This is a genomic window from Massilia sp. LXY-5, assembly GCF_059801075.1.
Genome location: NZ_JBNNEH010000002.1, coordinates 794,723 through 806,033, shown reverse-complemented (window position 1 = coordinate 806,033; position 11,311 = coordinate 794,723). Strand labels below are relative to the sequence as shown.

The following is an 11,311-nucleotide window of genomic DNA, read 5'->3' as shown; positions in this document are numbered from 1 at the left end:
ACTTGCTCTGATGGCAACAAGCTCGTACACTGAGCCATACTTATCCGGCACCAGCACATGGAATCTGGCTCATGAATAGCGAGTTCATCACTTCTGTTCCCACCCTTCACACGAAACGACTCGTGCTTCGTGAATATCGACGGGAGGACTTTGACGCCTTCGCAGCGCATTGCGCCGACCCTGTCAGCTCGGCCCACCTGGTCCTGGCCGACCGCCAAGCTGCATGGCGCATCTTCTGTTCACAAGCCGGACTATGGCTCATCCATGGCGCCGGATGGTGGGCTGTCGAGGGAAAGGAGACTGGTCAACTCATCGGGACTGTCGGCGCGTTCTTTCGCGAGGACTCCACCGTGATGGAACTTGGCTGGAATACCTATCGGGCCTTTTGGGGCCAGGGATTCGCGAACGAAGCGGCGGCGGCGGCCCTGAACCATGCGTTCGAGATCCGACGCGAACCCAAAGTTCGGGCGCTCATTGCTTCAGCCAATGAAGCATCGCTGCGCGTTGCCGGGCGCCTTGGCCTGACTTATGAAGCGGAAACTGAGATATACGGCAAAGCGGTCGGCATTTATACGCGTGAGCGGACCTTCGCTCCTGTAACCATGGCAAGGGGTCCTGCTGCCTGAACTATTAACGGCAAACTGGTATCGACTTGCGGCCAGAAGGATTTGGCCACAACCCGACAGGATGTGATGCACGCGATTTACTTTAGATGGAAAGTAGCCTCTGGCCATGAGCGAGACTTCGAGCACGCCTGGCTGGAACTGACCAGGCTTATTCGCGATGAGCGAGGCGGTCTGGGGTCGCGTTTGCATCGGTGCGCCGACGGCCACTATTTCGCGTATGCCCAATGGCCGTCCGAACTCTGCTGGGCGACACAAGCCGAGCCTACTGCACGCATGGCCGAGCTGCGAAACCAGATGCGTGAATTCGCTGAACTTGTAGATGGCCCACTTCAGGGTGACGTCATTGCCGACCTCCTGGTTCCACTCGCTCACGGGATGGGTGGCCAGCTGGGGTGAAGCGGCTGATGGTTGCAGCCATGGACGAGAGCAGATGAACTCTTGAGAACATGCCAGGTACGAATATTCCGATTGGCATAGCAAAGCGACCATCTTTTACAGTAACAGCAATTTAGCCCCCTGGGAAATACGATGGAAAATTTATCGGCGTTCGCCCATCAGGTGTTTGAATCGCAAGCTTTCAGCCAGTTCATCGGTGCCGAGCTGACCCAGGTCGGGTCCGATCATGCCGAACTGTCCCTGCGGATAGCGGACCACCACAGGCAACAGCATGGCTTCGTGCATGGCGGGGTGCTCAGCTACCTGGCGGATAACGCCATTACCTTCGCTGGCGGCCTGGCCCTGGGCGGCAATGCGCTGACCTCGGAATTCAAGATCAATTACATCAAGCCGGCCAAGGGGTCGCACCTGCTGGCGCGTGCCAGGGCACGTAGTGCGGGCAAGCGCCAGGCCGTGTGCCAGTGCGAGATCTTCGTTGTGGTAGAGGGTGTCGAAACGCTGTGCGCGCTCGCGCAGGGGACCGTCGTCGCAGCCGCCTGACGTACATCTTCCTGTCTGTTTCTGCTGACCGACCGCGCTTCTCGATCCGCCACGGGTAGTCAGACCACGCTCTTCACCACTCCGCCGTCCGCACGCAAGGCCGCGCCCGTGGTGGCGGACGCCAGCGGGCTGGCGATGTACGCCACCAGCGAAGCGACTTCCTCCGGTGCGGCAAAGCGCTTGATGAGCGAGGTCGGACGCGCCTTCTCGAAGAACTCCTTCTCGGTCTGGTCGAATGACATGCCTTGCGCCTTGCCCAGCTCTTCGACAAAGTCCCTGACGCCGCGCGACCTGGTAGGCCCCGGGAGAATGCTGTTGACCGTAATGCCGGTGCCCGCCACCGTTTCGGCAAGACCGCGCGACACCGCCAGCTGGGCGGTTTTGGTGGTGCCGTAATGGATCATCTCGGTGGGGATCTGGATCGCACTTTCGCTCGAAATGAAAATGATGCGGCCCCAGTTGCGCTGCCTCATCGATGGCAGGTAGAGGCGCGCCAGGCGCACGCCGCTCAGCACATTCACTTCAAAAAAGCGCATCCAGTCCTCGTCGGGAATGTCCTCGAACGGCTTCGCCTCGAAAATGCCCAGGTTGTTGACCAGGATGTCGACAGCCGGATACCGGCGTCCAAGCTCCTCGGCGGCGGCTGCGGTGCCGAGATCGCCGGCGAATCCGAGCACGTCCGCGCCGGTGGAGGTGTTGATTTCCGCAATCGCCGCATCGACCGCGGCCTGGGTGCGCCCGTTCACGATCACGCGTGCGCCTTCGCGTGCCAGCGCTTCGACGATTGCACGGCCGATGCCGGCGGTGCTGCCGGTGACGAGTGCCAGTTTGTTGGTGAGCTTGAGATCCACGATGTCCTTTCTTTTTCCGACGGCCGGTAGTGGTGAGATGGATGATTATGCAGCTTTTCCCGATATCGGCAATTGGCGCTTCGCGGAATACGAAGGCTGCGCGGAACGCGAAGGCAGGCTGGCCGATCCTGGCCGTTTTTGTCCGCGCGATGGCTGAACGATCAGGAGCGCCCGGACTGCCTCGCCTGGCGACGCGCAGGCTCCCTGCCGGCGGCCGCACGCGCCTCCGCTCCGCTGTCCACCGATCGGAGGACCAGCAACAGGCAGGTCCCGAGGAGCATCATCGCCGCGGCCAGGTACAGCCCCACCTCGTAGCTGCCGAAATGGGCGGCGAGCGCACCGGTGGCGGCCGGACCGACAATTTGTCCCGCCCCGTAGGACATGCTCATTTTTCCCATCATTTTGGCGGGCCGGTTCGGGTAGTAGCGGCCGGCCATGGTCATGACCAGGCTGACCATCCCGACAAAGGTCGCGCCAAACAGCAGGGCACCGACGATGGTCATGACCAGGCCGCCGGCCAGCAGCGGCAGCAGGATCCCGGCGATTTGAAGGACGGCGGCCAGGATCAGGGCGTTCAGGTCGCCCGTGCGGCGGGCGACCAGGTCCCAGACGATACAGGCCGGCGCCGCGCCGATGCCGATGGCGAGGAAAGCCAGGTTTCCCTGCCCGGCCAGGCCAGGCAGCTTGTTGACGATGGCAACGATGAAGGTGGCGCCGATGACATAGGCAAACCCTGCGCAAAAATAGGCGGCGATAAAAATCTGGAGATAGAGCGCGCCGGGCGGCCGGTCTTCCATCTTCTGGCCGGTCGTCGTCACGCCGCTCGCATCGGGCCTGGGTACCCAGCGCAGGGCGGGAATCAGCAGGAACGCGCCCACCGCCGCAAACGCAAACCACTGTTCGCGCCAGTCCAGTCCCTGGGTCAGGAATTCCACCAGCGCCGCACAACCGGCGATGCCGAGCCCGATGCCGGAGAAGTGGATGCCGAGTTCGCTGCGATGGTCATGCCGGATCAGCCAATGGAGAATCAGGCCGGTCCCGAGCAGCATGCCGGCGGCTGCGCTCAGTCCGCCAACGAAGCGCAGGAGCGCCCACAGGACCACATCGGTGGTGAGACCCATCGCCAGGGTGCTCACCACGGCGATCACCATCCCGACCCGGTACAGCCGGTCCTTGAGCGCAAGGTCGCCGATGGAGGAAGCAGCCAGGGCGCCGCACAGATAGCCTGCGTAGTTGATGGCCGCAAGCCAGCCGGCCGCGCGAACGCCGAGGCCCGCCTGCTCCTGCATCAGGGGCAGGAGCGGCGTATAGGCGAAGCGGGCCACGCCCAGCGACAGCAGCAGGCTGAAGATTCCACCGCAGAGTACCTGCAGACGTTGTCCTTGACCGGGCATGTCAGCTCCTAACGCGGCCGGCCTGCAGGCAGGGCCAGCCAGGAGCACCGTTGGGCCTTCAGACAGCTCTGCAGCATGTGGCGCTCCCGAATGTTTTAATTGACCGTTTGCCTACAATAAACGAAAAACCCGAACGCAGGCGAGCCGAATGCCCGCAGCCTCTTTCAGTAAGCCATAAGCTGAAACATGCCCTCCATTCATGACGGGCATTCATAAGCCCAAGCAATCCCCGCCCGGTTTTCGCTTGACGTTTGCCGCTACCATGCGTCCTGTCCCGCCACGCCTCCAGCGCTGGCGCAACTCTTTCAAAGGAAAACCCATGACCGTCAAAGCCTACGGCGCCCACGCCGCCGACAAGCCGCTCGAATCGATGGACATCACCCGCCGCGCGCCGGGTCAGCACGACGTGCAGATCGACATCGCCTACTGCGGCGTCTGCCACTCCGACCTGCACCAGGTGCGCGCCGAATGGGCCGGCACCCTCTTCCCTTGCGTACCGGGCCATGAAATCGTCGGCCGTGTCTCCGCCACCGGCGCCCACGTGACCAGATACAAGGTCGGCGACCTGGTCGGCGTCGGCTGCATGGTCGACAGCTGCAGGCATTGCGCCGATTGCGAGGACGGCCTCGAGAACTACTGCGACGGCATGGTCGGAACCTACAACGGCCCCACCGCGGATGCCCCCGGCCATACCCTGGGCGGCTACTCCGAGCAGATCGTCGTCGACGAGCGCTTCGTGCTGCGCGTGCGCCATCCGGAAGAACAGCTGGCCGCCGTGGCGCCGCTGCTGTGCGCCGGCATCACGACCTGGTCTCCGCTGCGCCACTGGAATGCGGGGCCGGGCAAGCGCGTCGGCATCGTCGGCATCGGCGGCCTCGGTCACATGGGCATCAAACTGGCCCGTGCGATGGGTGCCCACGTGGTCGCGTTCACGACCTCCGAAAGCAAGCGCCAGGATGCGCAAGCGCTGGGCGCGCATGAAGTAGTCGTCTCGCGCGACGCACATGCCATGGCCGCGCAGGCGCAAAAGCTGGACCTGATCGTCAACACGGTCGCCGCGCCGCACGACCTCGACGCCTTCCTCACGCTCCTGAAACGCGACGGCACCATGGTGCTGGTCGGCGCGCCATCGTCTCCGCACCCGTCGCCGCAGGTGTTCAACCTGATCATGAAGCGCCGCGCGCTGGCCGGCTCGATGATCGGCGGGATACCCGAGACCCAGGAAATGCTCGACTTCTGCGCCGAACACGGCATCGTCGCCGACATCGAAATGATCCGGGCCGACGAGATCAACGCAGCCTACGAGCGCATGCTGAAGGGCGACGTCAAGTACCGCTTCGTGATCGACAGCGCGACGCTGGGTGGCTGAGATGCAGGCGCCGGTTTCCACAACCACCGCGCCGGACGCCGTCCGTATGCCGGCGGCCTGGGGCGGCGTGTTCGCCCTCTCGCTCGGCGCGTTCGCGCTGGTCGCCTCGGAGTTCATGCCGGTCAGCCTGCTGACCTCCATCGCCGGCGACCTGCACGTCACCGAAGGCCAGGCCGGGCAATCGATCGCGGTCTCCGGGGCCTTCGCCCTGGTGACGAGCCTGTCGCTGCCTGCGCTGGCCGGCAAGCTCGATCGCAAGGTCCTGCTGCTGGCCCTGACCCTGCTGATGGTCGTCGCCGGCAGCATCGCCGCCTTTGCGCCGAACTATTCCGTCTTCATGGCCGGCCGCGCGTTCATCGGCGTGGCCATCGGCGGCTTCTGGTCGATGTCGGCAGCAGTCGCCATGCGCCTCGTGCCCACGGACCAGGTGCCGAAGGCGCTCGCCATCGTCAACGGCGGCAATGCCCTGGCCACGGTCGTCGCGGCGCCGCTGGGCAGCTTCCTCGGCGCGCTGGTCGGCTGGCGCGGTGCCTTCTTCTTCCTGATCCCGGTCGCGGCGCTGGCCCTGGCCTGGAAATGGGTCAGCCTGCCCGCGATGCCGGCCGGGCGCACGCAACGCAGCGGCAACGTGTTCACGCTGTTCAGGCGGCCACCGGTCGCCCGCGGCATGACTGCGGTCAGCCTGTTCTTCATGGGGCAGTTCGCGCTGCTTACTTACCTGCGCCCCTTCCTCGAGAGCGTGACGCATGCGAGTGCGACGACGACCTCGCTGATGCTGCTGGTGATCGGCGTGGCCGGCCTCATCGGCACCACCGTGATCGGCCCCTTCCTGAAGGAGGGGCTGTACCGGACGCTGGTCGCGATCCCGCTGCTGATGGCGGCGATCGGGGTCGGGCTGATGGTCTTCGGCGCCTCGCCCTTCGCGACCGCCCTGCTGCTGGGCGTCTGGGGCCTGGTCGGCACCGCGGCGCCGGTCGGCTGGTGGACCTGGCTCGCCAGAACGCTGCCGCAGGACGCGGAAGCCGGCGGCGGGCTGATGGTGGCGGTGGTGCAGCCGGCGATCGCGCTCGGCGCCACTGTCGGCGGCATCCTGTTCGACGGCTCCGGCTACCGCGCGACCTTCAGCGCGAGCGCCGTGGTCTTGCTGGCGGCCGCAGGAATGGCGCTGCTGGCCGCGCGTGCCGCACGCACCGGCTAGCGGCCAGTGTCTCATCCCATCCCGGCGCGCGCCAGCTGCATGCGCGCCAGCGACGGGTACAGCGGCGGACTGATGATCCGCGCCAGCATGCTCGCCACCAGCGCGCAGGCCATCAGGCTCAGGACCATCGCGTGGCCATCGACCATCTCCATGACGATGATGAAGGCCGTCAGCGGCGCCTGCGTGGCGGCGGCCAGGAAGCCGACCATGCCCAGCGCGATCAGGGCCGGCGCCTGGGTCTGGAAAAAGGCCACGGCGACGTCGTTGCCGAGTGCCGCGCCGATTGCCAGCGAAGGCGCGAAAATCCCGCCCGGCACACCCGACCAGGTACTCAGCCAGGTCGCCAGGAATTTGAAGAGCGCGTACATCATCGGCATGGTCGCGACGCCGTCGACCATCGACCTGGTCGGCGCATAGCCCGAGCCGAAGGTGCTCCCGGCCGTGACCAGCCCGATCACCGCCACGACCAGGCCGCAAACGGCACCGAACAGCACCGGCCTGCGTGCACGCAGCCGGCTCATCGGGTCGACGCCCAGGCCGGCGGTCGAGGCGATCATCAGCCGCGAAAACAATCCCCCCGCCACGCCCGTACAGAGCGCCACCGCGATGCCGGGCAGGAGCAGCGCCGTGCCGATTGCGCCGATGTGGATGACGCCGAAATAAGTCGCGTTGCCGTGCGCCGACACGGCCACCAGGCCACCCAGCACGATCGCGGTGATGATCAGGCCACTGCTGCGCTGCTCGGGCGCGCGCGCGAGTTCCTCGATGGCGAACATGACCCCGGCCAGCGGCGTGTTGAAGGCGGCGGCGATGCCGGCCGCGCCGCCGGCCACCAACAGGCCATGGGCATTGATCGAGGTGCGCGCGGGCAGGAGGCGCCGCGCCTGCAGCATGACGCCGGCCGCGATCTGCACCGACGGGCCTTCGCGTCCCAGCGACAGTCCGGCCAGCAGGCCACCCGCGGTCAGGCCGACCTTGGCGATACTCAGGCGCAGCGCCACGAACAGCCCGCGTCGTTCGGGCGGCAGCGCCGGTTCGAGCGCCGCCATCACTTGCGGGATGCCCGATCCGGCCGCGCCCGCGGCATGGCGGCGCGTGAACCAGACGATGGCGGCGGTGCAGGCCGGCGTCCAGATGAGCGGGCTCCACCAGATTACGATCCGCAACCAGTCGAAGGCATCGAAGGCGATTTCGCACAGCCAGGTAAACGCGACCACGGTCAGCCCGGCCAGCACCGCCAGCGCCACCACGACCGCCCTCCCCGACCAGAGTTGCCAATCGGAGAGTTCTACGCGCATCCTGTCGCGCCAGTTGTGGGTGTGCTTCATGCGAGCATTGGTATGGCCGAAGGCCGTGGGGTTTGCGATGGTCGCGCCGGGCAGCGAAAACTGCCGGGATAGCGCCGGAAATCTACATTTGTGCAAATGCGAATTGTACCTCAGGCACTGCCAGTAGCCGCACGATCCCCTACAATGGATACATGACAGAGACCTCAGCATCGTTTCGCCGGATGAACCCGCGCGCGCTGGGCGCCGCATTGCAGGATGCGCGCCGGCACACGCTGGCCCTGTTCGACGCCCTCGCAGCCAGCGGTTACGACCGGGCGGCGCAGGTGCCGCACCTTCCCATCCTGAACCCGCCGCTGTGGGAACTGGGGCATGTCGCCTGGTTCGCCGAATGGTTCGTCCTGCGCGCGGCGCGCAGCAGCCAGCCCGGCGACGCCGCCGGCCCTTCGCTGCTGGCGAAGGCAGACAGCTGGTTCGACTCGAACACGGTGGCCCACGACACGCGCTGGGCCCTCGACCTGCCGGCCCCCGGCACAATCCAGACCTGGTGCTGCGAGGTGCTGGACGCGATACGCGAGCGGCTGGCGCACACGCTTGACGACGACGCGGCGCTCTACCCGTATCGCCTGGTGCTGGCGCACGAGGACATGCACGGCGAAGCCCTGCTCTACACCTTGCAGACGCTGGGCGCGGCGGCGCCCGCATTCGGGGCGTACACGCCGCAGCCCCCAGCGGCGGGCGAGATCTCCTTTGCCGGCGGCGACTTCCTGCTCGGCGGCGAGCAGTCGCGCGGCTTCGTGTTCGACAACGAACGGCAGGCCGCGCCCTGCCGCGTCGCCGCCTTCACGATCGACGCCGGCCTGGTATCGAATGCGGCCTGGCTAGCCTTCATGCGCGATGGCGGCTACGAGAATCCCCGGCACTGGAGCGCGTCCGGCCGCGCATGGCTGATGGAACACGAACGCAGGGCCCCGCGCTACTGGCAACGGACGGGCGAAGACTGGCACACGCTGCGCTTCGGCAGCCCGGTGCCGCTCGATCCGGCGGCGCCCGTACGCCACGTGAGCCTGCACGAAGCAGAGGCCTACTGCAGCTGGGCCGGCAGGCGCCTGCCGCGCGAAGAAGAGTGGGAATTCGCGGCCGGCGCGGGCCATCCCGGCTTCAGCTGGGGCCAGCTATGGGAATGGACGGCATCGCCCTTCCTGCCCTACCCCGGCTTCAGCGCGGACCGCTACCGCGAGTATTCGCAGCCCTCGTTCGGCAGCTGCCAGACCCTGCGCGGCGCCTCCTTCGCGACGCCGCCGCGCCTGCAGTCGCCGCAGTTCCGCAATTTTTATGCGCCCGGGCGCGACGACATCTTCGCCGGGTTCCGTACCTGTGCGCCGAACGATTTATACGGTTATAGAAAGGCCGATTAATGGAGCGCTGGGTCGCATACGCATTCTTTTCGATGGCATTCGCCGGCTTTACCTCGGTGATTGCCAAGCTCGGGCTGACCGGCATCTCGGGCGACCTGGGACTGGCCATACGAACCTGCTTCGTCTTCGTGTTCGTGCTGCTGTTCGCCAGTGTGGTGGTTCCCTTCTCGCAGCTGGAAACGCTCACCTGGAAGAATTTCTTCTGGCTCGGCCTGTCGGGCGTCACGACCGCGGCTTCCTGGATCTTCTATTACAAGGCGATCAAACTGGGCGACGTGTCCACGGTGGCGCTGATCGACAAGGGCAGCGTGGTCGTCGCCGTGCTGCTGGCCTGGTGGATCCTGCATGAGGCGATCACGCCGGCGAAACTGGCGGGCGCCGCGCTGATCGCAGCGGGAATGCTCGTGATCGCGCGCGGCTGAGGGCTTCAGGCCGGCCCTTCGCCGGCAAAAGCCTGGAGCAGCCGGTTGAACGTGCCCGCATGCGTCACGTTCATCCCGTGCGAGGCGCCAGGCACCACCTGCTGCTGCGCGTTCGCGATCCATTGCGCCAGCTGGTCCACGTTGTCGCGATACATGCGCGGGCTCTTCTCGCCGGCGATCAGCAAGGTCGGGCAGCGCACTTCGCTTGCTGCTGCCTGCGTATAGGCGGGCAAGGGATCGCGGAACTGCTTGGGTAAAGTGGCCGCGTTGTCGGTCGCCATCATGCGAAAGCCTGGGGAACTGCGGCGCCAGATGCCGGGCATGCTGACCGAGTCGACGAACAGTTCCAGCCCGGCCTCGATCGCGCCGCGTTCGATCAGCCCGGCCACGTTCGCGCGCAGCGCTTCGGTCGCCGGCGGCAGGGCAGCCTGCGTCGCTCCATCCACCTCCAGGGGGCCGCCCGGATCGGCCAGCGTCAGCGTCCTGACCAGGTCGGGATATGCGCGCGCCAGCTGGAAGGCGACGCAGCCGCCGCGCGAATGCCCGACCAGGTGCACCGGCCCGACGTTCATCGCTCCGATGAACTCGGCGAGTTCGTCGACGTGCCGCTTCCAGCTGAACTCTCCCTGCACCGCTGCGTCCTCGCCCGGCCAGTAATGGCCGAGACTGACCGACACGCACTGGAAGTGCCGGGAGAGCGCCCCCGTCTGGCTGTTCCAGTAGCGGTAGTCGCACAGCGAGCCATGGACGAACAGCAGCGGCGCGCCGGAACCGGAAGTCACGTAAGGCACCCGTATGCCGGACGGCATCGTGGCGAAATACACCTTCGGGGCGGCGAGAATGGCTGGGTCGGTGCGTGCGTTCATGATGGGCTCCTTTTCCAATACTATGCACTAGGTGCTAGTCTAAGAAAATCGCATAATATTGATCGTACCTATCTACTTATCTGATACCTATGAAAGCACTCGACCTGGACGTACTGGCGATGATCGTGGCGGTCGCCGATACCGGCAACATCAGCCGCGCGGCGGAAGTCGTGCACCGCTCGCAATCGGCAGTGAGCATGCAGATCAAGACCCTGGAGACGGCACTCGGCAAACCGCTGTTCGTGCGCGGCCCGAGGAGCGTAACGCCGACGCAGGACGGCGAGGTCCTGCTGAGCTTCGCGCGGCGCATGCTCGCGCTGCGCGACGAAGCCTGGGCCGCCGTGGTGCGGCCCGACATCACCGGCCGCGTCGTCATCGGCGTGCCCGACGACTACGCGTCTTCCCTGCTGCCCTCGATCCTCAAGAAATTCTCGGCCACCTACCCCAAGGTCGAGATCCAGGTGGTGGGCCTGCCGAGCGTGGCGCTGGCGCCGATGGTCAAGGACGGATCGGTCGACCTGGTCTGCGCGACGCGCGTAAAAGGGCTGTCGGGCGAGTTCATCCGCTTCGAGCCGATGGTCTGGGCGGCGAGCCCCGGGGCGTCCGATATCTGGCGCGAGCGGCCATTGCCGATTGCCGTTTTCCTGCCGGGCAGCGTGGCGCGGGAAAATGCGATCCGCAGTCTCGAGCGGGCGAAGATTCCGTACCGCACTTCGTACGAAAGCCCGAGCCTGATGGGGCTGCTCAGCATGGTCGAGGCTGGACTGGCGATCGCGCCGCTGGCCCGCTGCGCGGTGCCTGCCCACCTCAGCTTGCTGGGGCAGGCGCAGGGTTTGCCGGAGATCGATGCGCTGGAGGTGATCCTGGCGCGCAGCAGCAAGTCGAAGCGACCGCCCTGCGATTTTTTGGCGGAGAAGATCATGTCGGAGTTGCGGCGCTGAGTCA

The 11,311-nt window shown here is 66.0% G+C and carries 13 protein-coding genes; 9 read left to right on the top strand and 4 right to left on the bottom strand.

What is annotated here, in order from left to right:
* Positions 1-71 precede the first annotated feature (71 nt).
* From ACI48I_RS07170 to ACI48I_RS07160, 3 genes are all read left to right on the top strand, one after another.
* Entirely contained in the window at positions 72-626 is a 555-nt protein-coding gene (locus tag ACI48I_RS07170; RefSeq protein WP_498573736.1) for a GNAT family N-acetyltransferase, read from the top strand.
* Positions 627-692: 66 nt separating this feature from the next.
* Positions 693-1,022, top strand: coding sequence for an antibiotic biosynthesis monooxygenase family protein (locus ACI48I_RS07165; RefSeq protein ID WP_498573735.1), 330 nt, complete (start codon positions 693-695; stop codon positions 1,020-1,022).
* A gap of 132 nt (positions 1,023-1,154) precedes the next feature.
* Positions 1,155-1,562, top strand: a complete 408-nt coding sequence (locus tag ACI48I_RS07160; protein ID WP_498573734.1) for a PaaI family thioesterase — start codon at positions 1,155-1,157, stop codon at positions 1,560-1,562.
* 59 nt (positions 1,563-1,621) lie between these two features.
* On the opposite strand, the gene ACI48I_RS07155 is transcribed toward ACI48I_RS07160, so the two are convergent.
* Positions 1,622-2,413, bottom strand: coding sequence for an SDR family NAD(P)-dependent oxidoreductase (locus tag ACI48I_RS07155; RefSeq protein WP_193685227.1), 792 nt, complete (start codon positions 2,411-2,413; stop codon positions 1,622-1,624).
* Between the two features lies 1 nt (position 2,414).
* Here ACI48I_RS07155 and ACI48I_RS07150 point away from each other — a divergent pair, with 1 nt between their 5' ends.
* Positions 2,415-2,570 carry a hypothetical protein gene (locus ACI48I_RS07150; protein WP_193685226.1) on the top strand — a complete coding sequence of 52 codons (156 nt, stop codon included), beginning with the start codon at positions 2,415-2,417 and terminating at the stop codon, positions 2,568-2,570.
* Between the two features lie 4 nt (positions 2,571-2,574).
* Here the strand turns inward: ACI48I_RS07150 and ACI48I_RS07145 are convergent, their stop codons facing one another.
* Positions 2,575-3,807, bottom strand: coding sequence for a YbfB/YjiJ family MFS transporter (locus tag ACI48I_RS07145; protein ID WP_498573733.1), 1,233 nt, complete (start codon positions 3,805-3,807; stop codon positions 2,575-2,577).
* A 319-nt stretch (positions 3,808-4,126) separates the two neighbouring features.
* Between ACI48I_RS07145 and ACI48I_RS07140 the strand changes: the two genes are divergently transcribed.
* The gene (locus ACI48I_RS07140; RefSeq protein WP_498573732.1) at positions 4,127-5,176 is read left to right on the top strand and encodes an NAD(P)-dependent alcohol dehydrogenase; all 1,050 of its coding nucleotides are present in this window, start codon (positions 4,127-4,129) and stop codon (positions 5,174-5,176) included.
* Position 5,177: 1 nt separating this feature from the next.
* Positions 5,178-6,374, top strand: coding sequence for an MFS transporter (locus ACI48I_RS07135; RefSeq protein ID WP_498573971.1), 1,197 nt, complete (start codon positions 5,178-5,180; stop codon positions 6,372-6,374).
* A gap of 11 nt (positions 6,375-6,385) precedes the next feature.
* Here the strand turns inward: ACI48I_RS07135 and ACI48I_RS07130 are convergent, their stop codons facing one another.
* Positions 6,386-7,702, bottom strand: coding sequence for a chloride channel protein (locus ACI48I_RS07130; RefSeq protein WP_193685223.1), 1,317 nt, complete (start codon positions 7,700-7,702; stop codon positions 6,386-6,388).
* Positions 7,703-7,854: 152 nt separating this feature from the next.
* Here ACI48I_RS07130 and senA point away from each other — a divergent pair, with 152 nt between their 5' ends.
* Positions 7,855-9,078, top strand: coding sequence for a selenoneine synthase SenA (gene senA / locus ACI48I_RS07125; RefSeq protein ID WP_498573731.1), 1,224 nt, complete (start codon positions 7,855-7,857; stop codon positions 9,076-9,078).
* A complete protein-coding gene (locus tag ACI48I_RS07120; protein ID WP_193685222.1) occupies positions 9,078-9,500 on the top strand; it encodes an EamA family transporter in 423 nt (140 codons plus the stop codon). The genes senA and ACI48I_RS07120 overlap by 1 nt, the downstream gene beginning before the upstream one ends.
* A 5-nt stretch (positions 9,501-9,505) precedes the next feature.
* On the opposite strand, the gene ACI48I_RS07115 is transcribed toward ACI48I_RS07120, so the two are convergent.
* Entirely contained in the window at positions 9,506-10,366 is an 861-nt protein-coding gene (locus ACI48I_RS07115; RefSeq protein ID WP_498573730.1) for an alpha/beta fold hydrolase, read from the bottom strand.
* An 89-nt stretch (positions 10,367-10,455) separates the two neighbouring features.
* Between ACI48I_RS07115 and ACI48I_RS07110 the strand changes: the two genes are divergently transcribed.
* On the top strand, positions 10,456-11,307 hold the full coding sequence (locus tag ACI48I_RS07110; RefSeq protein ID WP_193685220.1) for a LysR substrate-binding domain-containing protein: 852 nt from the start codon (positions 10,456-10,458) through the stop codon (positions 11,305-11,307).
* Positions 11,308-11,311 lie beyond the last annotated feature (4 nt).